At 62.9% G+C, this 22,682-nt stretch carries 23 protein-coding genes; 13 read left to right on the top strand and 10 right to left on the bottom strand.

What is annotated here, in order from left to right; all coding sequences use genetic code 11:
- Nucleotides 1-31 precede the first annotated feature (31 nt).
- The 3 genes from AB3X96_RS23655 (at nt 32) to zwf (ending at nt 3,048) form a co-directional block, all read left to right on the top strand.
- Entirely contained in the window at nt 32-316 is a 285-nt protein-coding gene (locus AB3X96_RS23655; RefSeq protein ID WP_368591635.1) for a hypothetical protein, read from the top strand.
- An 83-nt stretch (nt 317-399) separates the two neighbouring features.
- Nucleotides 400-1,332, top strand: coding sequence for a bifunctional Delta(1)-pyrroline-2-carboxylate/Delta(1)-piperideine-2-carboxylate reductase (gene lhpI, locus AB3X96_RS23650; RefSeq protein WP_368591634.1), 933 nt, complete (start codon nt 400-402; stop codon nt 1,330-1,332).
- A 234-nt stretch (nt 1,333-1,566) separates the two neighbouring features.
- Nucleotides 1,567-3,048, top strand: coding sequence for a glucose-6-phosphate dehydrogenase (gene zwf / locus AB3X96_RS23645; protein ID WP_368591633.1), 1,482 nt, complete (start codon nt 1,567-1,569; stop codon nt 3,046-3,048).
- Here zwf and AB3X96_RS23640 read toward each other — a convergent pair.
- Entirely contained in the window at nt 3,040-3,267 is a 228-nt protein-coding gene (locus tag AB3X96_RS23640; RefSeq protein WP_368591718.1) for a hypothetical protein, read from the bottom strand. The two genes, zwf and AB3X96_RS23640, sit on opposite strands and share 9 nt — an antisense overlap.
- Between AB3X96_RS23640 and AB3X96_RS23635 the strand changes: the two genes are divergently transcribed.
- Nucleotides 3,218-4,363, top strand: a complete 1,146-nt coding sequence (locus tag AB3X96_RS23635; RefSeq protein ID WP_368591632.1) for a nucleoside hydrolase — start codon at nt 3,218-3,220, stop codon at nt 4,361-4,363. The two genes, AB3X96_RS23640 and AB3X96_RS23635, sit on opposite strands and share 50 nt — an antisense overlap.
- A 33-nt stretch (nt 4,364-4,396) precedes the next feature.
- Here AB3X96_RS23635 and AB3X96_RS23630 read toward each other — a convergent pair whose 3' ends face one another.
- Nucleotides 4,397-5,353 carry a LysR family transcriptional regulator gene (locus AB3X96_RS23630; protein ID WP_026228225.1) on the bottom strand — a complete coding sequence of 319 codons (957 nt, stop codon included), beginning with the start codon at nt 5,351-5,353 and terminating at the stop codon, nt 4,397-4,399.
- Between the two features lie 738 nt (nt 5,354-6,091).
- Nucleotides 6,092-7,144: an NAD(P)-dependent alcohol dehydrogenase gene (locus tag AB3X96_RS23625; RefSeq protein ID WP_368591631.1), complete on the bottom strand. Its 1,053-nt coding sequence runs from the start codon at nt 7,142-7,144 to the stop codon at nt 6,092-6,094.
- A gap of 336 nt (nt 7,145-7,480) precedes the next feature.
- On the opposite strand from AB3X96_RS23625, the gene AB3X96_RS23620 reads away from it, so the two are divergent.
- Nucleotides 7,481-8,449: an AraC family transcriptional regulator N-terminal domain-containing protein gene (locus tag AB3X96_RS23620; protein WP_368591630.1), complete on the top strand. Its 969-nt coding sequence runs from the start codon at nt 7,481-7,483 to the stop codon at nt 8,447-8,449.
- Here AB3X96_RS23620 and AB3X96_RS23615 read toward each other — a convergent pair.
- Genes AB3X96_RS23615 through AB3X96_RS23605 form a run of 3 tightly spaced genes read right to left on the bottom strand, consistent with a single transcriptional unit; the run spans nt 8,446 to nt 10,572 of the window.
- Nucleotides 8,446-9,252: a molybdopterin-dependent oxidoreductase gene (locus AB3X96_RS23615; RefSeq protein WP_368591629.1), complete on the bottom strand. Its 807-nt coding sequence runs from the start codon at nt 9,250-9,252 to the stop codon at nt 8,446-8,448. The two genes, AB3X96_RS23620 and AB3X96_RS23615, sit on opposite strands and share 4 nt — an antisense overlap.
- Nucleotides 9,249-9,899 carry a cytochrome b/b6 domain-containing protein gene (locus tag AB3X96_RS23610; protein ID WP_368591628.1) on the bottom strand — a complete coding sequence of 217 codons (651 nt, stop codon included), beginning with the start codon at nt 9,897-9,899 and terminating at the stop codon, nt 9,249-9,251. Before AB3X96_RS23610 ends, AB3X96_RS23615 begins: the two co-directional genes overlap by 4 nt.
- Nucleotides 9,900-9,942: 43 nt before the next feature.
- Complete coding sequence (locus tag AB3X96_RS23605; RefSeq protein ID WP_368591627.1) at nt 9,943-10,572, bottom strand: hypothetical protein; 630 nt, start codon at nt 10,570-10,572, stop codon at nt 9,943-9,945.
- Between the two features lie 247 nt (nt 10,573-10,819).
- Between AB3X96_RS23605 and AB3X96_RS23600 the strand changes: the two genes are divergently transcribed.
- The 3 genes from AB3X96_RS23600 (at nt 10,820) to AB3X96_RS23590 (ending at nt 13,295) form a co-directional block, all read left to right on the top strand.
- Nucleotides 10,820-11,491 carry a heavy metal response regulator transcription factor gene (locus AB3X96_RS23600; RefSeq protein WP_368591626.1) on the top strand — a complete coding sequence of 224 codons (672 nt, stop codon included), beginning with the start codon at nt 10,820-10,822 and terminating at the stop codon, nt 11,489-11,491.
- Nucleotides 11,488-12,888, top strand: a complete 1,401-nt coding sequence (locus AB3X96_RS23595; protein WP_368591625.1) for a heavy metal sensor histidine kinase — start codon at nt 11,488-11,490, stop codon at nt 12,886-12,888. The genes AB3X96_RS23600 and AB3X96_RS23595 overlap by 4 nt, the downstream gene beginning before the upstream one ends.
- Before the next feature lie 104 nt (nt 12,889-12,992).
- Nucleotides 12,993-13,295: a putative quinol monooxygenase gene (locus tag AB3X96_RS23590; protein WP_176384599.1), complete on the top strand. Its 303-nt coding sequence runs from the start codon at nt 12,993-12,995 to the stop codon at nt 13,293-13,295.
- Between the two features lie 57 nt (nt 13,296-13,352).
- On the opposite strand, the gene AB3X96_RS23585 is transcribed toward AB3X96_RS23590, so the two are convergent.
- Both AB3X96_RS23585 and AB3X96_RS23580 read right to left on the bottom strand, forming a co-directional pair.
- On the bottom strand, nt 13,353-14,831 hold the full coding sequence (locus tag AB3X96_RS23585; protein WP_368591624.1) for a diguanylate cyclase: 1,479 nt from the start codon (nt 14,829-14,831) through the stop codon (nt 13,353-13,355).
- Between the two features lie 115 nt (nt 14,832-14,946).
- Nucleotides 14,947-15,705: a GntR family transcriptional regulator gene (locus tag AB3X96_RS23580; RefSeq protein WP_368591623.1), complete on the bottom strand. Its 759-nt coding sequence runs from the start codon at nt 15,703-15,705 to the stop codon at nt 14,947-14,949.
- Between the two features lie 268 nt (nt 15,706-15,973).
- Between AB3X96_RS23580 and AB3X96_RS23575 the strand changes: the two genes are divergently transcribed.
- The 3 genes from AB3X96_RS23575 (at nt 15,974) to AB3X96_RS23565 (ending at nt 18,033) form a co-directional block, all read left to right on the top strand.
- Nucleotides 15,974-16,315: a UxaA family hydrolase gene (locus AB3X96_RS23575; protein ID WP_217709839.1), complete on the top strand. Its 342-nt coding sequence runs from the start codon at nt 15,974-15,976 to the stop codon at nt 16,313-16,315.
- A 92-nt stretch (nt 16,316-16,407) separates the two neighbouring features.
- On the top strand, nt 16,408-17,583 hold the full coding sequence (locus AB3X96_RS23570; protein ID WP_368591622.1) for a UxaA family hydrolase: 1,176 nt from the start codon (nt 16,408-16,410) through the stop codon (nt 17,581-17,583).
- Nucleotides 17,584-17,760: 177 nt separating this feature from the next.
- Nucleotides 17,761-18,033 (top strand): cation:dicarboxylase symporter family transporter, encoded by a 273-nt coding sequence (locus tag AB3X96_RS23565; RefSeq protein ID WP_368591710.1) that lies wholly within the window; start codon nt 17,761-17,763, stop codon nt 18,031-18,033.
- Between the two features lie 13 nt (nt 18,034-18,046).
- Here AB3X96_RS23565 and AB3X96_RS23560 read toward each other — a convergent pair whose 3' ends face one another.
- The gene (locus AB3X96_RS23560) at nt 18,047-18,250 is read right to left on the bottom strand and encodes a hypothetical protein (RefSeq protein WP_368591621.1); all 204 of its coding nucleotides are present in this window, start codon (nt 18,248-18,250) and stop codon (nt 18,047-18,049) included.
- An 80-nt stretch (nt 18,251-18,330) separates the two neighbouring features.
- Here AB3X96_RS23560 and AB3X96_RS23555 point away from each other — a divergent pair, with 80 nt between their 5' ends.
- Both AB3X96_RS23555 and AB3X96_RS23550 read left to right on the top strand, forming a co-directional pair.
- Nucleotides 18,331-19,122, top strand: coding sequence for a hypothetical protein (locus AB3X96_RS23555; protein WP_368591620.1), 792 nt, complete (start codon nt 18,331-18,333; stop codon nt 19,120-19,122).
- Nucleotides 19,123-19,133: 11 nt separating this feature from the next.
- Complete coding sequence (locus AB3X96_RS23550) at nt 19,134-19,511, top strand: hypothetical protein (RefSeq protein WP_368591619.1); 378 nt, start codon at nt 19,134-19,136, stop codon at nt 19,509-19,511.
- A gap of 564 nt (nt 19,512-20,075) precedes the next feature.
- Here AB3X96_RS23550 and AB3X96_RS23545 read toward each other — a convergent pair.
- On the bottom strand, nt 20,076-22,661 hold the full coding sequence (locus AB3X96_RS23545; RefSeq protein ID WP_368591618.1) for an adenosylcobalamin-dependent ribonucleoside-diphosphate reductase: 2,586 nt from the start codon (nt 22,659-22,661) through the stop codon (nt 20,076-20,078).
- Nucleotides 22,662-22,682: the final 21 nt, after the last annotated feature.

Raw genomic sequence — 22,682 nt, 5'->3', positions numbered from 1 at the left:
CATCTTCGACGTGCGACCTATCGGAGCTCCCATGAATCGAGCCTTCCGCCTGCTTGCCGCCAGCCTCGTCGTGCTCGACGCTGCCGGCGCCGCGCAGGCCGCGACCCGCGAAGAACAGGCCCATGCGTGCCGTCATGATGCGTTCCATTTCTGCGCGGCGGAGATTCCGCACCGGGCGAAGATCATCGCCTGCATGAAGCGGCACCTCGACGAACTGAGCCCGGCGTGTCGGGCGATGTTCGGCAACGGCAACGGCAATGGTAACGGCAACGGCAAGAACGGCGACCAGAACCGCGACGGTAACGGCGGGAAGTAGCCGCCCACACGACTAGTCAATTTTCTTGCGCTCGGTTACGGTGACGCCATGCCCACTCCATCCAGCATTGGACCGTCCCGCCCATGACCCGCCCGACCACGCAGATCTTCGACGCCGCCGCCACCGTGCGGCTGATGCCTTATGCGGCGCTTGTCGACGCATTGCGGCGCGCAAGCATCGACTACGCGCAACGACGCATCGTGAGCCCCGAGCGGCTCGTCGTGCCGCTGAACGCCGGCGGCATCATGCTGTCGATGCCCGCCACCGCGCCCGATCTGGCGATCCACAAGCTCGTCAACGTGTGCGCGAGCAACGGCGCACGCCATCTGCCGACGATCCACGGCCAGGTGATGGCCTTCGATGCCGATACCGGCGAGACGCTGTTCGTGCTCGACGGTCCGACCGTGACGGGCCGTCGGACCGCGGCGATGTCGATGCTTGGCATCGCGACATATGCCGCGCGAACGCCGCGCGAATTCCTGCTGATCGGCACCGGCACGCAGGCGCTCAATCATCTGGAAGCGATCGGCGAACTGTTTCCCGACGCGTGCGTGTGGGTCAAGGGCAGCGCGCCCGCGCGCGCCGAAGCGTTCTGCGCGGCGCAGTGGGGCAAGGTGCGTGAGTTGCGGCCGCTCGCGGAAACCGGCGCGACGATTCCGGCTTCGGTCGAGGTCGTGATCGCGTTGACCACGAGCAAACAGCCGGTCTACGACGAGACGGCGCGCGCCGAGCGGCTCGTGATCGGTGTCGGCGCTTTCACGCCGCAGATGGTCGAGATCGGCGCGACGACGATCGCGGGCAGCGCGCTGTTCGTCGACGACGAGGCCGGCGCGAAGCACGAGGCCGGCGATTTCATCCAGGCGGGCGTCGACTGGGCGCGGGTGGGCGGGATCGCCGCGGTGCTGGGTAAAACGCAGCCGGTGCCGGCGGGACCGGTGGTGTTCAAGAGCGTCGGCTGCGCGGCGTGGGATCTGGCCGCGTGCCGGGTCGCGCGAGACGCGCTGGCGCGCGGCTGACCGTCGGCGGTCCACCCGCCAAAATCACGCAAAATATCCCGAAAAAACAACCGCGTGGCGCGCAAGCTTGGCAACTTGCGCTAACCTGCGGCAGATGTTGCCGTGCAAACTCTCTCAAAACGTTGCACCATAGAAGTTTGCCGGAAAAAGCGCCATACCGGACGTGAGCGATAGCCCGTCCGCCCGCCGCCGATTCCTGATCGACGCCTTCCCCCTAGACGCTGCGACCGTGCCATGACGACCCATCAAGCTCCTGCCACATCCGACCTGCCGCTCGACATGATCATCTTCGGCGGCACCGGCGACCTGTCGTTCCGTAAGCTGCTACCCGCGCTGTACATGGCGCATCTGCACTGCAATCTGCCGCCGGACACCCGCATTCTGACGATCGGGCGCAAGCCCTGGTCGCGCGAGGAATACATCAGCGAATTCATGGAGCAGAAGGCCAAGCCCTTCATCGACAAGAAGGCGTTCGATGCATCCGCGTGGGACAAATTTCTCGCGATTTTCGAATACGTGCGGATGGACGTCGATTCGCCCGAGGACTACCAGCGCCTGAAAGAAGCATCGCGCGACGGCGTGAACCGCGTGTTCTACCTGGCGACGTCGCCGGATCTGTTCACCAATATCTGCGACAACCTGGCGTCGGCTGGGCTTATCGACGGTAATTCGCGTGTGGTACTCGAGAAGCCGCTCGGCCACGATCTCGCGTCCGCGCAGGAGATCAACAACGCGGTCGGCAAGCATTTCGAAGAATCGCAGATCTACCGGATCGACCATTACCTCGGCAAGGAAACCGTGCAGAACCTGATGGTGCTGCGCTTCGGCAATCCGATTTTCGGGCCGCTGTGGCAGGCGCCGTACATCAAGAGCGTGCAGATCACGGTGGCCGAAACGGTCGGCGTGGGCACTCGCGCGGGGTTCTACGACAAAACCGGCGCGCTGCGCGACATGGTGCAGAACCACCTGCTGCAACTGCTGTGCATCGTCGCGATGGAGCCGCCGGTGTCGCTCGATCCCGACGCGGTGCGCGACGAAAAGCTGAAGGTGTTGCGCTCGCTGCGGCCGATGACGCCCGAGGACATCGCCCGCGACACGGTGCGCGGCCAGTACACGGCGGGCGCGGTCGATGGCGAGGCGGTCAAGGGCTACCTCGAAGAAGAAAACGTGCCGGCGGGCAGCCGCGCCGAAACCTTCGTCGCATTGCGCGCGCGGATCAACAACTGGCGCTGGGCCAACGTGCCGTTCTTCCTGCGCACCGGCAAGCGGATGCAGAAGAAGCTGTCGGAGATCGTCATCGAATTCTCCGAGCTGCCGTTCTCGATCATTCCGAGCAATGGACGCACCTACGGTAACCGGCTGGTGATCCAGTTGCAGCCGGAAGAGTCGATCCAGCTGCAGGTGCTCGCGAAAGAACCCGGCAGCGGCATGCACATGCTGCCGGTGAACCTGAACCTGGACCTGCAGCAGGCGTTCACCGAGCGTCGCGCGGAAGCCTATGAGCGGCTGCTGATCGACGTGATCCGCGGACGGTTGACACACTTCATGCGCCGCGACGAACTCGAAGCGGCATGGGCGTGGGCCGAGCCGATTCTCGACGGCTGGGCGAAGTCGGGCGAGCGGCCGCGCTCGTATTCGGCGGGCACGTTCGGACCGGCGGCATCGACCTCGCTGATGACGCGGGAGAACGCCGTGTGGGCGGAGGAATCACAGTAATGCGCCTTTGACGGCGCGCAATTCGAGGCGGCTCGCGACGTTGCAGTGGCGTCGCGAGCCGCTTTTGCTTGCGCTGTCGTTGTGCGTTGATTGTTCGTCATTCACATGGCTTGCGCCTATGATGGTTTCCTTGTCCGCGTCACTCAGCGGCATTTCAAAGGAGGCATCGATGAGGCGAATTCTCGTGGCATTGATCTGGGCGGCAAGCGTGGCAATCACACTCGATCTCACGGCTTACGCCAGCACCGGTGTCAATGCCCGAAGCGATCCGCCGAAGGTGATCATCGACAGCGACTACAACACGCTCGGCGACGACGGGCAACTCGGCGTGATGGCCGCGCAATTGCAGGCGCAGGGTTCGCTGAAAGTGCTCGGCATTACCGTGGTGTCCGGCAATCAGTGGCTCAAGCAGGGTGTTGCCGATGCGTTGAAATCGGTCGAGCGGCTCGGCGTCGAACAACAGATCGGCGTGTATGCGGGCGCGAATTACGCGCTGTCGCACGACTTCACGACGATCCAGCGGGAACTGAAAGAATTCCCCGGCGGGGACGGTTACATTGGCGCATGGAGCAAGCCCGAGCCAAAATCGGCAAGCGAGCTCGTCGCGCCGCCGGATGGCTTCGCGACGCACACCAAGGTGCGAAGCCAGAGCGCGATCGACTTCATCGTCGAATCGGTGAAGCGCTATCCGGGCGAGGTGACGATCCTCGCAATCGGTCCGCTGACCAACATCGCGGTGGCCACCCGCGAGCACCCCGAAATCGTGCCGCTGATCAAGCAAATCATCTACATGGGTGGTGCGATCGACGTGCCGGGCAATACCACGCCCACGGCCGAGTTCAACTGGTGGTTCGATCCCGAAGCGGCGAAAACAGTGCTGCATCTGCCGATCAAACAGACGGTGATTCCGCTCGACGTAACGAATACCGTGCAAATGGACAAGGCGCTTTACGATCGCATTGCACACGATCCGGCGAAGCAGACCATCATCACGCAACTGTTCAGGACGCTGAACGGTTACGGCTACGACGGCAAGAACGGCTTCGAGACCAATCCGAACTACACGACGAACATCTGGGACACGCTGACGCTCGCGTATCTGATGCATCCGTCGTTCGCGACGCAGACCGTCGAAGAGTGGGTGGATGTGGATACGAGCTTCGGTGCCAACGATGGCAAGGCAACGGGCTACGCGAGTTCGCCGCCGCCGGGTCTGCAGAAGATGACGGTCGTCAAACGTTTTGATAATCCGGCGTTTTTCAATTTGTATGTTGATTTGTTGACGAGGCCGGTGCCGGTGCGGCCGATGGACTAATCAACGCGCGAGCGCCGCGCGCCCGCACCCGCTTTATGCGGGATGCAGGCCGCGCAGCAACTGACGCACGCGCGACAGATCCTGCTCGACGTGGCCGGCCTTCTCGAACAGCTCGGCAAGCCAATCGACGAACGCGCGCACGCGCGGCGACACGCGGCGGTTTTTCACGTACGCGACCGAGACCGGCATCGGCACAGGTTTCCATTGCGGCAGCACTTCATGCAGCAAGCCCGAGTCGAGGTAAGGCTGTGCGGCGATGCGCGCGGGCTGGATCATGCCGAGGCCTTGCAGTCCGCAGGTGAGGTACGCCTGTTCGTCGCTGACCTGCACGAAGCCGTTGAGCTTGACCTTGCGCGCTTCGCCGTCCACTTCGAAATCGAAGTCGCATTCGCGGCCGCTATGCGGCGACACGCAGTTGACCGCGACGTGCGCGCGCAGCTCGTCGAGATCGGCTGGCGTGCCGTGGCGGGCCAGATAGGCTGGACTCGCGCAGGTGACCTGATCGAGCGTGCCGAGTTGTCGCGCGACGAGATTGGAATCGGGCAATTCACCGAGCTGGATGCTGCAGTCGATTGCTTCGGAAACCATATCGACGGTGCGGTTGCTGACGCCGATCGCGAGATCGAGGTTCGGGTAGAGGGCGTGGAACTCGTCTAGCGATGGAAGCACGATTGCGCTTGCTACTGCGCTCGGCATTTCTATGCGCAGGCGGCCGGTCAGGTTGTCGGTCGAGTTGCGGATGCTGGCTTCCATTTCGTCGATGTCGGCCAGTATTTGCGCGCAGCGTTCGTAATAGGCGGCGCCTTCTGGTGTGATGCTCAGGCGGCGCGTCGTGCGGACTAATAGCGCTGTTCCTAGCAGGGCTTCCAGGTTCTGTACGATCGTCGTCGCGGTTGCGCGCGGAATGTTCAATGACTCCGCTGCGCGGGTGAAGCTGTTGGTGTCCACGATTCGGATGAATGTGCGCATTGCAGTTATTCTGTCGATCACTGGGATGCTCCAAATGAGGTTTCTTTTTTTTGCCTGCGGCGGTTCTTTTGTCTTTGTTCCTGTGGTGTTGGCCTTTCCTTGATTCCTTGTCGGTCTATTAGCGTTGCCCCTGTGCGGGGCGGCACCTACTTTCTTTGCTGCTGCAAAGAAAGTAGGCAAAGAAGACAGCTCAAACCGCTAATTCTTAAGCGGGCACCGTGCCCCACAAGCGGCAGTGGTGCATCTGGAATCCGTGCCCCCGCACATTCGACGGCAGTGACAAAGCCGTCATCCATCCCACTCCGCACTACGTGCGTCGCGGACCGGTATGCAGGGGAAACCAGTGTGTTTTTCGTGTTAGTGGGGCCATCGGCTGCGCTCGGCGACAAGCCAAAACAACCAATGGTTTGAGAACAGTGCTTCGGCGCGCGCAGCGCCGCCGGAGGTATGACAGCCTTGTCACTAACGCGGAATGTGCGAGGGCACGGATTCCAGATGCGCCACTACCTCACGCGGACCGAGGGACCCGCTTATGAGCTAGCGGTTTGAGCTGTCTTCTTTGCCTACTTTCTTTGCAGCAGCAAAGAAAGTAGGTGCCGCCCCGCACAGGGGCAACGCTAATAGACCGACAAGAAATCAAGGAAAGGCCAACACCCTAAGAACAAAGAAAAAGCGCGAAGGCAAAAAAACACAACAACAAAACAGAACCCGCGCCGCAGGCGCAAAAAAACCACCCGCTGCGCGGCAAACAAGCAGCTATTACTTCCGCAACGAATCCATATCAATCACAAACCTGTACTTCACATCGCTCTTGAGAATCCGCTCATAAGCCTCATTGATCTTCTGCATCGGAATCATTTCAATATCCGAAGTAATGCCATGCTCCCCGCAGAAATCGAGCATTTCCTGCGTCTCGGCAATACCGCCAATCAGCGAACCAGCAAGGCGCCGCCGCTTGAAGATCAGATTGAACACCTGCGGCGACGGATGATCGTGCTCCGGCGCACCGACCAGGGTCATCGTCGCATCGCGCTTCAGCAGATTCAAAAACGGATTCAGATCATGCTGTGCAGCCACCGTATTGAGAATGAAATCGAAGCTATTCACATGCGCTTCCATCTCCTGCGGATTCTTCGAAACAACAACTTCATGCGCGCCAAGCCGCTTCGCATCCTCGATCTTCGACGGCGACGTCGTAAACAGCACGACATGCGCGCCCATCGCACGAGCCAGCTTCACACCCATATGGCCGAGTCCACCGAGGCCGACAATCCCGACCTTCTTGCCCGGGCCCACGCCCCACGTGCGCAGCGGCGAATACGTGGTGATGCCCGCGCACAGCAGCGGCGCGACACCCGTGGGGTCGAGATTCTGCGGCACGCGCAGCGTGAAAGCCTCGTCAACGACCAGTTGCGTCGAATAGCCACCGTATGTGATCTGTCCGTCGACGCGATCCACACCGTTGTACGTGCCCACCCAGCCGTTCTCGCAATACTGCTCGAGACCTTCCGCGCAGCTTGAACAGGTGCGGCACGAATCGACCAGACAGCCGACCGCGACCAGTTCTCCGACCTTGTACTTCGTGACGTTCGGACCGACCGCGGTCACGCGGCCCACGATTTCGTGGCCCGGCACAACCGGGTAGATGGTGTTCTTCCATTCGTTGCGCGCCTGATGCAGGTCGGAATGGCACACGCCGCAGTACAGCACTTCCATCTGCACGTCATGGGCGCGCGGTGCGCGGCGCTGGAATTCAAATGGGGCGAGCGGCGTGGTGGCGTCGGTCGCTGCATAGGCATACGTCGTGCTCATGGGTAGCTCCAGCAAAGAGGGTGATGGCGCAACATGCGACGCGCCGGCGATGCGCAACACTGGGTTGCGGATGCGGCGGGCCGCTGCATGAACCGGAGTCGGGAGCGTGCATAGGTGGCCAACATCAGCGTCCAGCAGACTGATGGTGGCCAATTACCGCGCACGCTGCGCGCGGCGAAAAGGGCGATCCGGCAGGGTTCCCATCTTAGGAGTCCGACACCCGCCGGGGAATACCTGATTGTCTTGAAGGTTTGCCTAAAACTCTGGAGGAGCAGCGCGATACACCGTTTGGTGCTAAATTCCAGGCATTATTCTCCTGGCTGTCACCATATCGTCATGTCCACTCAAGCTGTCGATTCTGTTACGAACGATGCGGCGCAGCGCCGCGTGCTCGAACTGTTCAATCTGCTCGCGCCGAATGCCGGCATTACGCGTTCGAGCCTCGAAGGCGTCGACCTGCTGCGCGCGAATCAGCCGATGGCGCGCAGGCCGGTGATGTACGAGCCGAGTATCGTGATCGTCTGCCAGGGACGCAAGCGCGGCTTTATCGGCGATCAGGTGTTCCAGTACGACGCGCAGCAGTACCTGGTGTTGTCGGTGCCGTTGCCGTTCGAATGCGAGACCGAAGCAAGCGAACAGGAGCCTTTTCTCGGTATTTCCGTGCGCGTCGATCTGACGATGGTCGCCGAGTTGCTGATGGCGCTCAACGAGACTCAGGGTATCGCGCAGCACGAACCGGCCGGCATCTACTCGACGCCGCTCGATCCCGCGCTGAGCGGCGCAGTGAAGCGTCTGATGGAAGCACTCGCATCGCCGCTCGATGCGCGCATCCTCGCCCCTGGCATCGTGCGGGAAATCTGTTATCGCGTGTTGACCGGCGAGCAGGGCGGCGCGATTCGCGCGGCGCTCACGCACCAGAATCACTTTGGCCGCATCGCCAAGGCGCTGCGGCGCATTCATGCGGACTACCACGGCTCGCTCGATGTCGATACGCTCGCGGCCGAGGCCGGCATGAGCCTCGCGGTGTTTCACGCGCAGTTCAAGGCGGTGACCGCGACGTCGCCGATGCAGTACGTGAAGACCACGCGTCTGCATCACGCGCGTCTGATGATGGTGCAGGATGGCTTGAATGCCGGCGCGGCAGCCGCGCGGGTCGGGTACGAAAGCGCGTCGCAGTTCAGCCGTGAGTTCAAGCGGCTATTCGGCCTGAGTCCCGTCGACGAGGTCAAGCGCATGCGCGCCGCTCACGATGCGCCGCTGCCGCGCGCGCACAAGCCGGTGCCGCGTTACGTGACCGCGGTCTAAAGTCCGCTGAACCAGTTATAGCCCTGATCTTCCCAATAGCCGCCGGGGTTCGTGTTGGTGACGAAGATCGCGGCGATATGCTTGGGGTTCTTGAAGCCGAGCTTGGTCGGCACGCGCAGCTTCAGCGGATAACCGTATTTGGCCGGCAGCGGCGCGTTGCGGAAAGCGAGCGTCAATTGTGTTTGCGGATGCAGCGCGGTCGCCATGTCGAGGCTCGAGTAGTAGCGGTCCGCGCATTTGAAGCCCACGTAGCGCGCGCTCAGATCGGCGCCGATCAGTTCGAGAAACGCGCGAAACGGCACACCGCTCCATTGTCCGATCGCGCTCCATCCCTCGATGCACACGTGGCGCGTGATCTGCGAAACCTGCGGCAATTTGCGCAGCTGCTCGAGACTCCAGCTGCGCTTGTCCGCGACGAGCCCCGACACTTCGAGCCGAAAGCTCGAGCCGTCGATATCGGGTGCATCGAACTCGGGATAGAACGCGTTGAACGGAAACGGATCGGTGATATCGCGCGCGGCATAGGTCGGCGCTAGCTTGTTGCGATTGAAGAGCCACGCCTGCACGCGATCGTTCCAGCGCGACATCGCCCACAGCACCTTGTCGACAGAATCATTGTCCTGCAGGTTGCAGCCGGACAGCATCGCGAGCGCGCCAATGGATAGCGAGGAGCGCAGAAATAAGCGGCGTTGCAATTGCTCGATTTGCGGCCGGTGCTCGGCAAGCACGATGCGTGAGCGGCGCGCGCCGTCTGTGTTGGCGTGCGTATCGTTCGCCGTGTCGGTTCGTTGCGGGGCGCTCATGCGCGAGTCCCGTGTGGGGCTTGATTGATCCGCTGCGTGCGGTGCCGCGCGCGTCCAGTGAACATCGGCGGCAACGTGCGCGGCACCAGCAGCACCAGCAGCAGATGCACGACGACGAAGCCGACCACGCCGGCCATCGCGACGAAATGCACGCGCCGCGCAAAATCGAAGCCGCCGAACAGCGCGGTCAGCCACGAGAACTGCACCGGCTTCCAGATCGACAGTCCCGATGCGACGAGCAGCACGCCGAGCAGCAACACCAGCAGATACAGCGCGCGCTGCACGGCGTTGTACCGGCCGGTCTCGTGCGGCAGTCTGAAGCGCAACGCGAGCGCCGCATCGCGCGCCACGTCGCGGGCACGCACCGGCAGCAGCTTGCGACGCAAATGGCCGCTCGCGACGCCGTACGCGAAATACAGCAGCCCGTTCACGCACAGCAGCCACATCGCCGCGAAGTGCCATGCGATCGAGCCGCCGAGCCATCCGCCGACCGTCGCCCATACGGGAAACCGGAACGGAAAGATCGGCGACGCGTTATAGATCGCCCATCCGCTCATCACCATGCAGACCATCGCGAACGCGTTGATCCAGTGCGTCACGCGAACGAAGAGAGGATGAACGATCAGAGATGCTTGCGAGTCGGGCATTGGCTTCAAAGACGAGAGGGAGGAAGACGAACGAAGTGCCGCTTTACATCGGCGGCGTCACGCCATGCTCACCGGCCGAAATGAAATTCGCCGCCATCGAGCCGTCCGCCTCCTTGTGCGCAAACAGCACGACCTTCGCGCCGGGCGTCAGCAGCGCGCGGCTGCCTGGCTCCAGACTGACGATGGGCACATCCTGCGGAATCACGATCTTCTTCTCGCCGTCCTTATACTTGACGGTGATCGTGCGGCCGTTGCTGACCACCAGCGAGCCGACCGTGCCGTTCGTCATCGTGCTGTTCGCGCCGAGATCCCACGGTCGATGACCTTCGCCCGAGCCGCGCATGCTCGGCGGGAACACATGCACTTCGAGCGCTTTCAGCGTGCCGTCGGACTGCGGAATCGCGGCGGTGCCGACATAGCTGTCCGGCTTGATGTCGGTGACGTTCGCGAGCGTGACGCCGCGAATCGGCGTGTCGGCGGCGAGCTTCACGTCGACGTCCTGGCCGTCGCGCGTGTGGACTTTGAGCAGATCGCCCGACAGCGACGTGACCGTGCCGCGCACGCCGGTCGGCACGGCAGTCTGGGCCGAAGCCGCGAACATCGTTGCGAACAGCGCGACGGCGAGTGCGGGGACGGCGAGGGCGCGCAGCGTGCGTGCGCGGACAGTGTTCATGCGGGTCTTCATCAGGCAACTCCAGGAAAGGGATGCAGCGTGGTGGATGGTGCTGTCAGACTAGCCGCCACATCCGCTCATCAAGGTGACGGGAGGATGACAAAAACGTCATCAATGGCCGACGGCGGCCACGTAGAATGGCCGCCGGGGGAGCGTCGCAGGTTTCTTCGAGCGCTCCCGTCAGGCGTTTATTGCGCGCGCGAGCGCGGCCTTGCGGGTCGAATCGTGCGCAGGAGCGACGAGCATCATGAGCATTCTGGTTATCGAAGACGATCCGAAAACCGGCGACTATCTGAAGAAGGGCTTGCGCGAGAATGGCTACGCGGTAGACCTCGCGCGCACCGGCACGGACGGCCTTCACCTGGCGCTCGGGCACGACTACGAACTCGTGGTGCTCGACGTGATGCTGCCCGGCATCGACGGTTGGGAAATCATGCGGGCGTTGCGCGCGGGACGCGATTTGCGGGTGATTTTCCTGACCGCGCGCGATCAGGTCAGCGACCGCATTCGCGGTCTGGAACTCGGCGCCGACGACTATCTGGTCAAGCCGTTCTCGTTTACCGAGTTGGTGCTGCGCATTCGCACGCTGTTGCGCCGTGGCGTGATCCGCGAAAGCGACGTGTTCGAAGTCGCCGACTTGAAGCTCGACGTATTGCGCCGACGGGTCACGCGCGAGGGCCTCGATATTCCGCTGACCAACAAGGAGTTCATGCTGCTGCATCTACTGGTGCGCCGCGAGGGCGAAGCGCTGTCGCGTTCGCAGATCGCGTCGGAAGTGTGGGACATGAATTTCGATAGCGACACCAACGTGGTCGACGTGGCGATCAAGCGCCTGCGCGCGAAGGTCGATCACCCGTTCGAGAAGAAGCTGATTCACACGGTGCGCAGCATCGGCTACACGTTCGGCGACGGCGCATGAGACTCTGGACCGAACGCTCGCTGATCGCGCGCACCACGTTGCTGTTCGCGCTGATCGCCTGCGCGGTGATCGGTTCCCTCGGCGCGTATTTCTATCATTCCGCCGAAGTCGCGCTGCAACGCCGCGCCGATGTCGTGCTGAGCGGCCGCGTCGAGCATTTCAGCCGCATCGTGCACGACCTTTACTCGGTCAGCGAATTGAAGAAGCGTCCGCTGCTGTTCGAGACGATGCTCGGCGCGGAGGAGGACGTGCTGATCTTCCGGCGGCCGGGCGAAGCGCCGTTCGTCGACGTGAATCCGGGCGGCCTCGCGGTGCCTGATTTGCCGCTCGCCCCGGCAGGTGATCCGCCGCGCGCCACCGACGTCCGTCGGACGCACCTTGCCGACGGCGTGCCGGTGCATTGGGCGATCGCGACCGCGACAGCGCGCGAGGATGGCACCGAAGTCGAGGTGATCGCCGGCCATCCGATGACACATGAAATGCGCATGCTGGCCGAGTACCGCAACCGCATCGTGCTGGCGACGCTGACCGGCATGCTGGCTGCGACGCTGCTCGCTTACTGCGTGCTGCGCCGCGCGCTGCGACCGGTGCGCGAGATCGCCACCCGCGCCGCGCAAATCAGCCCGACGAATCTGGCGGTGCGGCTCGACGATCAAGCGGCGCCGGTGGAACTGCGTCAACTCACGCACGCGTTCAACGCAATGCTCGATCGTCTCGCCGACGGCTATCAACGCCTGCAGCAGTTTTCCGCCGATCTCGCACACGAGATTCGCACACCGGTCGGCGCGCTGGTCGGCCAGACCCAGGTGGCGCTCGCGCAGCCGCGCGAAGCCGACGAGTATCAGCAACTGCTCGAATCGAATCTGGAGGAGCTGAATCGCCTGAGCCATATCGCGGAGAACATTCTGTTTCTCGCGCATGCGGATCATGCGGCGTTGTCGATCGAGCGGCAGCCGGTCGATCTGCATGGCGAGCTCGTCAGAATCGCCGACTATTTCGAAGGCCTGGCCGACGAACGCGGCATGCGTTTCGAAGTCGACGCGGCAGGCATCGCGTCGGCCAATCCGATGCTGTGCCGCCGCGCGATCAACAATCTGGTCGTCAACGCGGTGCGTTACGGCGCGGGCGGCACGATCGTGCGCCTGCGCGGCGAGCAGGACCAGGCGGGCGCGCTGGTGACGGTCGAGAACGAGGGCGAGCCGATTCCGGCCGCGCAACTCGACCGGCTGTTCGATCGCTTCTATCGCGGCGACTCGGCGCGCAGCGCGTTCACGGAATCGAACGGACTCGGGCTCGCGATCGTGAAGGCGATCATGCATCTGCATGGCGGCAGCGCGCGCGTCGTGTGTCCGCTGCCGGGCGTGGTGCGTTTCGAGCTGCGCTTTCCGGGCGCGTGACTTGCTCGCGGGGTAGGTCCGGCGCCGCGTCAGACGCCGCCGCCTATACTTTTCAAAGCGCTTTGAAAGGATCATTCGCTGCCGACCTCACCAGGAGTCGCATCATGGTCAAGCTCGCTTTGTATGTCCGTCTGGAAGCCAAGCCCGGCAAGGAAAAGGAAGTCGAGGCGTTTCTGCTCGGCGGCCTGCCGCTGGTCGAGCAGGAACCGGCCACCGCAGCGTGGTTCGGTCTGAAGCTCGGTCCGTCGATCTACGCCATTTTCGATGCGTTCGACGACGAAGCCGGCCGCGACGCGCATCTGAACGGCAAGGTCGCGGCCGCGTTGATGGAGAAGGCGGCCGAGCTGTTCGCGTCGCCGCCGAGCATCGTCAGGCTGGATGTGCTGGCAGCCAAGCTGCCGGGCTGAGTGAGCTCGAGCGTCGAGCGTTGCGCCGGCGTGGCGAACGCCTGACGCCCTCGGCCGTTACTTCGCCGCCGCGTCCACGCCCGCCTGCGCGTCGTAGTGCGCGCGCTTTTCCTCATACATCAGCAGATCGGCGCGCTGCACGCCCGCTTCCAGCCGATCACCGCGCTGGCAGGTCGCGGCGCCCATCGAGAAGCTCAGCGGCGAGCCCGGATAGAACTGGTTGTTCATCTCGACCAACTGGCGAATCGCGTCGATCATCGCCGCGCCACCGCGCTCGTCGGTATCGGGCATCAGGATCGCGAACTCGTCGCCGCCAATCCGCGCCGCGTGGAACGGCGACTCCATCGCCTTCGCGAGCACTTCGCCAGCCCGCCGCAGCAGCGCGTCGCCGGCCGCGTGGCCGAGCTGATCGTTCACCCGCTTCAGGCCGTTCAGGTCGGCCATGATGATCGTGACGGGCCACGGTCCCTTGCGTTCCAGCCGGTTCAGTTCGTCCACGTAGAACGAGCGGTTGCGCAGCTTGGTCAGCACGTCGTGCTTGCCGAGGAATTCCAGGTAGGCCTCGGCCTTCTTGCGCGCGGTGATATCGGTCAGCGCGACGAGCACGAGATCCCAGTCCCGCTCGTGGCCGGGCAGCACCGAGAATTGCAGGTGTACGTGAACCTCGTTGCCGTCGAGTGAATAGTTGAGCACCTCGCGCTGCTGGAACAGCTTGTTGTCCCACAGGTCGATCAACTGCTCGCGGAAATGCGGGCGCATCTCGTCGCGGAACACGTCGGCGAGGCGCGCCAGCAGCGTCTTCTTGTCCTTCGCGCCGAACATACCGAGCGTGTGGTGGTTGACGTCGAGCACATGGATTTCCGCCATGCAGCGTTCGACGAACTCGGGATGGACGTCGGTAAACACCCGGAAATCGTTGATGCCGGCCGCGCGCGCGCCGTCGAGCAGGCGTTTGACCGCGCTGAAATCTTCGACCCACAGCGATACCGGCGAATGTTCGAAGAGCCCGCGCGCGTATGCCTCCGCCTCCGCGACACGGCGCCGCGCGCCTTCGAGCTCGGTGATGTCTTCGGTCGACACCAGCACGCGGTCCCAGCGTTGCTCGTGACCGGGCAGCACCGCACCCTTGAGCAGCACGTCGAGGCGCCGCCCGCCGAGCGTGTAGTTGACCGTGTGGCTCGTGAAGTTCGACTGGCCGGCCCAGAGCTGGCACAGCTCCTCGAGGTGCGTTTTCAGCATGTCGTCACGGAACACCGACGCGAGGTTGCTCGTCAGCGTGTCGAAATCGGCGGCCTCGAATTGCGTGAGCGTCTGCCGATTGACCTTGATCACGCGGATGCGGTGAGCGCATTCGGCAACGTGGCGCGGGTCTACGGCGAAATGGGCGCGCAGATCGGTCACGCCCGCGGCTCGCCATTCATCGAACAACGCGCGCACGCCGCTGAAATCTTCGAGCCACAGCGACACCGGCGCGAGTTCGAACATTCCGGAGTCGTCGTTGATGGGCGCCGCGCCGTCCGTGAGGGTATCCAACATGAGGTTCTCGGAATCGGAAGTGCGGCTATTTTAGACAGGTTGGCGCCGGCCGAAAATGAAAGACGATTGGCCTGTCGTTTTTGCGCAGATGTGCCTGGCGAGTGACGGTGGTCCGCTATTTCTGATCGTCGCGCGCCGCGCGCGTGCCGATGTACTCGTAGTCCTCGGTATTGAGCCGCGAAATGCGCAGTTCCACCGCGCTGCGGTGATACGAGTACGCGATGCGCCGAATCTCGAGCAGCGGCGCGCCGACATCGACGCCAAGCTGCGCGCTTTCGAGCTCATTGGCGAGCGCAACGCTCACACGCTCATCGGTCTCGACCACGTTGATGCCGAAACCGTCCTGATAGAAGTTGTACAGCGTGTTCGGCCGGTTGCGCAGCTTGCTTTCGGTCAAGCCGGGAAACAGTGCTTCGGGCACGGTGATATGTTCGATCAGCACGGTCTTGCCGTGCAGCGCGAGCCCGTTGACGAACTGCAGCACGCGCGCGCCGGTCTCGATACCGAGCGCGGCGGCCGCCTCGCGCGACGCTCGCGCCTTCTTGAACCCAATCAGCGTGACGACCGGGTAGGCCTTGTCGCCATCGCGCCGCACGATGCGAAAGAAGCGGAAGAAGTGCCGGTCGCGCTGATGCATCGCCACGAAGGTGCCGAGCCCCTGATGACGGATCAGAATGTTCTCGGCGCACAGCTCGTCGATGGCTTTGCGCAGCGTGCCGATCGACACGCCGAAGCGTTCGGCGAGGCGCTTTTCCGAAGGAATGCATTCGCCGCCTTTCCATTCGCCGGCCGCGAGCGCCGCGAGAATCGCGCTCTTTACCTCCTTGTACCGTGTGGCGCCCACTGCGGGCGCATTGATCGCGAGCGTGCTCATGAAAACCTCTGGGATACGCGAGTCGTAGCTCGCCTGCGTTGAACCTGGCCTGATTCTAAACGACCAGGTCATCTAATACATCTGGATGAATCGTATGTTGTCGGCGATTCGCGACAGCGGCAGGGGTCTTCGTTTAGTCCTCTAACACATATATATGACCTAGTTGACATTGAGTAAGTGGACGCCTAGTATCGATCCACCGCGGCGCACCTGACTGCGCTGCCCCGGCGGCACCCCCGCCGCGTTCAAACTACGAATGGAGACGCTCATGAGCAATCCCACGGCAGACATCAACGACACCGCAGCGGGCGCGTCGGCGCCACGCAGAACGATCCACATCGTGCTGCACGAGGCGAAAGACACGGTCGGCGTGGCGGTGGTCGAGGGCATCAAGGCGGGCATGCAGCTCAACGCTTGGATCATGGATGACGACGCAATCGTCACCGTGCCGGCGAAGCAGGACATTCCGATCGGTCACAAGGTCGCGCTGAAGGACATGGCCGTCGGCGACACGGTGTTCAAGTACGGCGTCGATATCGGCAAGGTGGTCGCGCCTATCAAGGCCGGCGAGCACGCGCACGTGCACAACATCAAGACGAAGCGCTGGTAAGCAACGCGCGCAATTGCTGCTTGTTTTGCCGCATCCCGCTTCGCGGCATCGAGCCGCCCCTCACTGGCATCAAACCAAATGAGAGAGACACCATGAGCGTGATTGACCTGGATACCACTTTCCGCGGCTATCGTCGCGACAACGGCCGCGTGGGCGTACGCAACCACGTGATCATCCTGCCGGTCGACGATCTGTCCAATGCCGCGGCACAGGCGGTCGAACACAACATCAAGGGGACCATGGCGCTGCCGCATCCGTATGGGCGGCTGCAATTCGGCGCCGACCTCGAACTGCATTTCCGCACGCTGATCGGCGCGGGCAGCAATCCGAACGTCGCGGCGGTGGTCGTGATCGGGATCGAGGAGGGCTGGACCAAGCGTGTCGTCGACGGTATTGCGAAAACCGGCAAGCCGGTGATGGGCTTCGGCATCGAACTGCACGGCGATCACGACACGATCATGCGCGCGTCGAAGGCCGCGAAGGAAATGGTGCAGTACGCGACCTCGCTCGATCGCGAGGCGTGCCCGATCTCGGAGCTATGGGTGTCGACCAAGTGCGGCGAGTCCGACACCACGTCGGGCTGCGGCTCGAACCCGACCGTCGGCAATGCGTTCGACAAACTCTACGGCCTCGGCACCACGCTCGTGTTCGGCGAGACCTCGGAGCTCACGGGCGGCGAGCAGATCGTCGCCGCGCGCTGCGCGAACGACGGCGTGCGCGAGCGCTTCCAGTTCATGTTCGACCGCTACCAGGACATGATCAACCGCTGGAAAACCGATGACCTGTCCGAGTCGCAGCCGACCAAGGGCAATATCGCGGGCGGCCTGACGACGATCGAGGAAAAGGCGCTCGGCAACATCCAGAAGATCGGCAAGAAGTGCATGGTCGATGGCGTGTTGGACAAAGCCGAGGAGCCGACGCATTCGGGACTGTGGTTCATGGATTCGTCATCGGCCGCGGCCGAGATGGTGACCTTGTGCGCGGCATCGGGCTTCGTCGTGCATTTCTTCCCGACGGGACAAGGCAACGTGATCGGCAATCCGATCGTGCCGGTCATCAAGATCTGCGCGAATCCGCGCACGGTCCGCACGATGGGCGAGCATATCGACGTGGATGTGACCGGTATTCTGCAGCGCGAGCAGAACCTCGACCAGAGCGGCGACAAACTGCTCCAATGCATGATGGCGACGATCAACGGCCGTTTCACCGCAGCCGAAGCGCTCGGTCATCGCGAGTTCGTCCTGACGCGTCTGTTCGAAAGCGCCTGACACGGGCGGCTTGGCCGCCGCGGCGAGCCGCACGGCTCGCCCGCCGCGGTCCCCACCTTCCCGGCGCATGCCGGCACGGAGAAGCGGCCAACAATGCCCCCGTGACCGGCAGCTCATGCGGCAGTGGCGCCGGCTCGACATCTGGCAGCAGCGAGTGGAGGAGACACCATCTTGCGCGTGCTCAAACATCTCTACGTGCAGGTCCTGATCGGACTTGCGGCTGGCATTCTCGTCGGTCATTTCGCGCCCGTGTTCGGCGTGCAGATGAAACCGCTCGGCGACACCTTCATTCGCCTCATCAAGATGCTGATCACGCTGGTGATCTTCTGCACAGCGCAGGTGGTGGCGAAACTCCAGATGTCTCCATCGATTGGTCGCGTTTGGGCAATCACCCCTTCAGCACGGCCTCGCGCGCTTCCCGAACCTGACGGGCGGCCTCGATGTCAGTAAGACGCTGTGCTTCCTACTGCAGGCCATTGAGTGTGACGCCGTCGCGCAGGAAGTTGCTGGCACCTTCGAGCACCGCGCGCAAGCACGCAACGGTGCGCATTCCCGTTTCGTTCAACTTGATGATCATCCCGTGATGATCAACACCCTCAGGTGTTCCCGTCGACAGCGCTTTGTTCTGTCTCGTCGAAGTCCGAGGAGATTTTGGGCGATCGCCCATGTACGGGCCGCCTGTCGCACGGTAATTATCTGACTGCTGTCAACCCCGGCAGCGACTTCAGATAGACCATCGACACACCTATGTCCCTGTCCGTATTTGAGATGCACTCCGTGGAGCTGTTCTGCCAGCGGCCACCGGGTGCCTGTTATGTCATCTGCGACGAATGGCACTATAAAGCATGCCTCGGCAAGGCAGCAGACCGTGAGAAGGCCAGGGCGGAGACCCGGGAATTTCTTGAGATTGCCGAACTGAATCACAGGAAGTGGGAGGAGGACCGGGAACTGGTCAGGCGTATCCAGAAGAGTGGCTGGCTGTTTTTCCATAGCGCGCGGCACCGTAACCCTGACACCGATGGCTGGTGGGTCATCGTTGCTCTTCTCGAAGAGGTTCGCCGGGGCAAGCTGCTTGCCATTAAAGGTCCGCGTAATAGCCTGTTTCCGTCACCCTACAGCAGCACGCCGTTAAGGAATCCCGTAGCGAGGACCGGCAGTAACCCGGACGGCGAGTCTGTGCTCTCTGTCCAGTACGATCCAGCCACCTGGCAAACCCGGCTGAACGCTGCGCGCGCAGCCAGAACTCGCGATAGAGCCGCATCAGCGCTGCTCGGCGATGCCCAGCCGTTCCACTTTCAGCCGCATTCCGCCGATGGCGATACATTTGAAGTTGCTGGCATTCCTAACATGACCGGTAATTCGAACTCTTGGATTGAAAGCGGCCCCGGTATGAAGAAGCAATGGCGCATGTTCGATTCTAATGGCTCGGCAGCGGTTGACATAGACTTTGATTCCCACCACGGGCAGCCTAATCCGCATGCACATAACTGGGATGGCAACGTGCGCGATCAAGGTTGGCCCGTTTCAATTCTCCCTTAGTGAGGCAAACTGTGACAGATATTGACGCAACGCTCCACGCGTATGATTACTTCCATGACTGGCATGTCGAAAGCATCGTGCTACAAAATGAATCTGACTTGACTTGTCCTGACACATTGATTCTGGGTCTCAAACTCGGTGCGCGTCGAGTCACAGCCACCTTTCAAGGAGTGACTCGTCTAGGGCTTGAGAACGGCGGTACAGTCAATATCGTGCTGTCGATGGAGAGGGCACGGCCAGACACGCAAGTTGAAGCACTTGCACGCAATCTGTTGAAGTGCTCATTGCCGGGTAAAAGAACAGCCCAACACATTGTCTATCTGCATCCGACCGCCGGCTTTGCGATCGCTATAGAGTTCGATTCGTTCATCATCCGGGAACATGCATAGTGGAGACGAATATGCCGCCCCTCACAAGTCGTTTTTTTTGTGCCTCTCTCTTCGACCGCTTCTACAATCAACCCGCCATGCCGGAGACATGCACCGCCCACTCTTCCTTCATCGGGTAGCGCTGTTCCGGCAGGTCAGTCTTGTGATAGGCAACATCAACCTTGTTCGCGACCCGACATTACGCTCCCCAAACTGGTAAGCCATGTGCTTCGAGCTTTTGATGGAAGGCGCGGTTTTGTTCGGGACGCTCAATGTGCCCGATTTCGTGAAGCTGATGTCGGGCAGTCGTTCCGGCGCATGAGTAGTCGGTGTTGTGATGGGAAAGGCCCGCCGAATCCATCGTACAACGCGGCCCGATGCGGCAGGGCAACTATCCTGCACGTCGTCGAGCCAAAAACCTGCATTCATCTCGGCGAGGGGGGCAGCAGTCGCATCGTTTTAGCCCGGGGCGACGCGGCGGCTGAATGCGACCTTTTCGGACCTCACGGCCTAGATTAGTTGCCACGGTCGCTTTGCGACCTTACGGGGGTACTCACATCCACGCCGCTCGCTCCTCACCTCCCACTACCCGCACGCCCCCACCTCCCCGCACGCGGTACAAAAATCGCAGCCATCCTTGCGAATCACCGCATTCGCGCCACACGAAGCGCATTTGCGTCCGAGCATCGTGTGCAGCCCTTGCGTGCCGTTCGGCTGCAGCAACGCGTCGGCGCTATCCGCCGGATTCGGACGCAGGCCGAAATCGGCGGACAGCGCCAAGTCTGTTTTCATTTGTCCGCGCGGCAAACGCGCAAGCATCCGCGATGCGACCTGATTGCCCTCGGCGTCGAGAAAGCCGCGTCGATACAGGATCTGCTGGATCGCGAACGCGAGCGCCGCCACTTCGGAATCGTGCCAGCGCGGCGCGCGATGACCGTCGAGCCGCTGCACGTCGCCAAGCCGCACCTGGCCGCGATCCCACGACACCTTGCGCATATCCTGTAGATTGCGCGCGACGAAGCCGCCGCGCGCGGCCAGCGACAGCGAACGCATCGTCGCGGTGATCCATTGCTGCGACTCGTCGCGCTGACCGACCGGAATGAAGAACTCGATCGGCCGCTCGATCGTCACGTCCTCGCCGCCGAGTCGCCCCGTTACCTCGATGAACGACACCGCGACATACAGCGATTTCTTGCCGGCCTGCGTCAGATACTCGACCTTCTCGATGATCGCCGGCAATTCGCCCCTGGGCCGATGATCGATCGCGATACGCAGCGGGTCCTGATCCATCTCGGCGAGCGTGTCGTCGGCCTGCGCGGACGACACGCTCAGCACCGCGCCGAGCGTGTCGTTCGGGCGATAGGTGGCAAGGCCTTTCAGCCCGCTTTTCCATGCATCGAAGTAGAGGCTTTCGAACGCGTCGAACGGATAGTCGGCGGGCACGTTGACGGTCTTCGAGATCGATGTGTCGACGTACGGCTGCACGGCCGCCATCATGTCGAGATGGTCGCGCGCGGACATCTGCAGCGCGCTGACGAAATAGTCGGGCAGGCTGGTCACATCGCCGCCGAGCTCGCGATAAAGCCGGTATGCGTAGTCCTCGACGTCGAACGATTCACGGCCGCCGTCGGCCATCACCTTCATGCGCGTATAGGTCCACGAGAACGCCGGCTCGATGCCGTTCGACGCGTTGTCCGCGAACGCGAGGCTCACGGTGCCGGTCGGCGCGATCGACAACAGGTGGCTGTTGCGGATGCCGTCGCGGCGGATCGCCTGTTTGATGTCGTCAGGCAGACGCGATGCGAAGGTGCCGGCTTCCAGATAGCGCGCGGCGTCGAACAGCTCGAACGCGCCGCGCTCCTCCGCGAGTTCGACCGACGCGCGATACGCTTCGTCGCGCATCAAGCGCGCGATGCGTACCGCGAAATCGCGGCCTTCCTGCGAGTTGTAGCGCAGGCCCATCATCACCAGCGTATCGCCGAGGCCGGTGAAGCCGACGCCGATGCGCCGCTTCGCGCGCGATTCGGCGTATTGCTCGGGCAGCGGCCACAGCGTGACGTCGAGCACGTTGTCGAGAAAGCGCACCTGCGTGCGGGTGCGGCGTGCGAGGCCGTTCCAGTCGAACGACGGCTGGCGCCCCTGCATCTGCGCGAACGGATCGACGACGAAGCGCGTCAGATTGAGCGGTCCGAGGTTGCAGCAGCCGTAGGCGGGCAGCGGCTGCTCGCCGCACGGATTGGTCGCGCGGATCGTTTCGACCGCGCGCAGATTGTTGTCCTCGTTCATCCGCGAGATGAACACGATGCCGGGCTCGGCGACGTCGTACGTCGAGCGCATGATGCGGTCCCAGATCGCGCGCGCTGGACGTTCGCTATAGACCCACAGGCCGTCATCGCGCTGCCGCACGTCGCCAGCGGCGCGCAGCGCCGGCGACGGCTCGGCGCGATGGACCAGTTGCCACGGCTCGTCGTTCTCGACCGCGCGCATGAATTCGTCGGTGACGCCGACCGACACGTTGAAGTTGTTCCAGCGCCCCTTCGAATGCTTGGCCTCGATGAATTCGAGCAGGTCCGGATGGTTGCAGTCGAGCACCGCCATCTGCGCGCCGCGCCGCGAGCCCGCGCTTTCGACGGTGCGGCACGATGCGTCGAACACGTCCATGTAGCTGCACGGACCCGAGGCGGCCGAACTGGTCGTGTGAACCCGCGCGCCCTTTGGCCGGATCGCGGAGAAGTTGTAGCCGACGCCGCCGCCGCGGCGCATTGTTTCGGCCGCCTGCAGCAGCGCGACGTAGATGCCCGGCAAACCCTGTTCATCGACGCCCTGAATCGAATCGCCGACCGGCTGCACGAAGCAGTTGATCAGCGTCGCGGCGATGCCGCTGCCCGCCGCACTCATGATGCGGCCCGCGCCGAGCGCGCCGTGGCGCATATTGTCGAAGAACTGTTCCTCGACCGACGCGCGCAACTCGGGCGGCTCGGCCTCGGCGACGCCACGCGCGACGCGGCGATACACGTCGTCGGCGGATTGCTCGTCGCCCTTCGCATACTTTTCGAGCAGCACGTCGAGCGAGAACTGCTGCGGCGGGATCAGCGAAGCGGGTGGAGCGGAGGAAGCGGGAGGCGTGGAAGCGGCGGTGGCCGCGCGGGTTTGCGGCGTGTCTTCTGCCATGATCGGCCCTCAAACGGCGTC

The sequence above is a fragment of the Paraburkholderia sp. BR13439 genome (assembly GCF_040948805.1).
Taxonomy (GTDB): Bacteria; Pseudomonadota; Gammaproteobacteria; order Burkholderiales; family Burkholderiaceae; genus Paraburkholderia; species Paraburkholderia youngii.
This window is presented reverse-complemented; position numbering and strand designations above follow the sequence as displayed.

What these genes read in the sequence shown, in the direction of transcription:
- AB3X96_RS23655 (WP_368591635.1), top strand. Translation starts at nt 32, where the DNA reads ATGAATCGAGCCTTCCGCCTGCTTGCCGCCAGCCTCGTCGTGCTCGAC.
- AB3X96_RS23600 (WP_368591626.1), top strand. Translation starts at nt 10,820, where the DNA reads ATGAGCATTCTGGTTATCGAAGACGATCCGAAAACCGGCGACTATCTG.
- AB3X96_RS23575 (WP_217709839.1), top strand. Translation starts at nt 15,974, where the DNA reads ATGAGCAATCCCACGGCAGACATCAACGACACCGCAGCGGGCGCGTCG.
- AB3X96_RS23555 (WP_368591620.1), top strand. Translation starts at nt 18,331, where the DNA reads ATGTCCCTGTCCGTATTTGAGATGCACTCCGTGGAGCTGTTCTGCCAG.
- AB3X96_RS23595 (WP_368591625.1), top strand. Translation starts at nt 11,488, where the DNA reads ATGAGACTCTGGACCGAACGCTCGCTGATCGCGCGCACCACGTTGCTG.
- AB3X96_RS23580 (WP_368591623.1), bottom strand. Translation starts at nt 15,705, where the DNA reads ATGAGCACGCTCGCGATCAATGCGCCCGCAGTGGGCGCCACACGGTAC.
- AB3X96_RS23590 (WP_176384599.1), top strand. Translation starts at nt 12,993, where the DNA reads ATGGTCAAGCTCGCTTTGTATGTCCGTCTGGAAGCCAAGCCCGGCAAG.
- AB3X96_RS23605 (WP_368591627.1), bottom strand. Translation starts at nt 10,572, where the DNA reads ATGAACACTGTCCGCGCACGCACGCTGCGCGCCCTCGCCGTCCCCGCA.
- AB3X96_RS23585 (WP_368591624.1), bottom strand. Translation starts at nt 14,831, where the DNA reads ATGTTGGATACCCTCACGGACGGCGCGGCGCCCATCAACGACGACTCC.
- AB3X96_RS23620 (WP_368591630.1), top strand. Translation starts at nt 7,481, where the DNA reads ATGTCCACTCAAGCTGTCGATTCTGTTACGAACGATGCGGCGCAGCGC.
- AB3X96_RS23625 (WP_368591631.1), bottom strand. Translation starts at nt 7,144, where the DNA reads ATGAGCACGACGTATGCCTATGCAGCGACCGACGCCACCACGCCGCTC.
- AB3X96_RS23610 (WP_368591628.1), bottom strand. Translation starts at nt 9,899, where the DNA reads ATGCCCGACTCGCAAGCATCTCTGATCGTTCATCCTCTCTTCGTTCGC.
- AB3X96_RS23570 (WP_368591622.1), top strand. Translation starts at nt 16,408, where the DNA reads ATGAGCGTGATTGACCTGGATACCACTTTCCGCGGCTATCGTCGCGAC.
- zwf (WP_368591633.1), top strand. Translation starts at nt 1,567, where the DNA reads ATGACGACCCATCAAGCTCCTGCCACATCCGACCTGCCGCTCGACATG.
- lhpI (WP_368591634.1), top strand. Translation starts at nt 400, where the DNA reads ATGACCCGCCCGACCACGCAGATCTTCGACGCCGCCGCCACCGTGCGG.
- AB3X96_RS23560 (WP_368591621.1), bottom strand. Translation starts at nt 18,250, where the DNA reads ATGGGCGATCGCCCAAAATCTCCTCGGACTTCGACGAGACAGAACAAA.
- AB3X96_RS23545 (WP_368591618.1), bottom strand. Translation starts at nt 22,661, where the DNA reads ATGGCAGAAGACACGCCGCAAACCCGCGCGGCCACCGCCGCTTCCACG.
- AB3X96_RS23615 (WP_368591629.1), bottom strand. Translation starts at nt 9,252, where the DNA reads ATGAGCGCCCCGCAACGAACCGACACGGCGAACGATACGCACGCCAAC.
- AB3X96_RS23635 (WP_368591632.1), top strand. Translation starts at nt 3,218, where the DNA reads ATGAGGCGAATTCTCGTGGCATTGATCTGGGCGGCAAGCGTGGCAATC.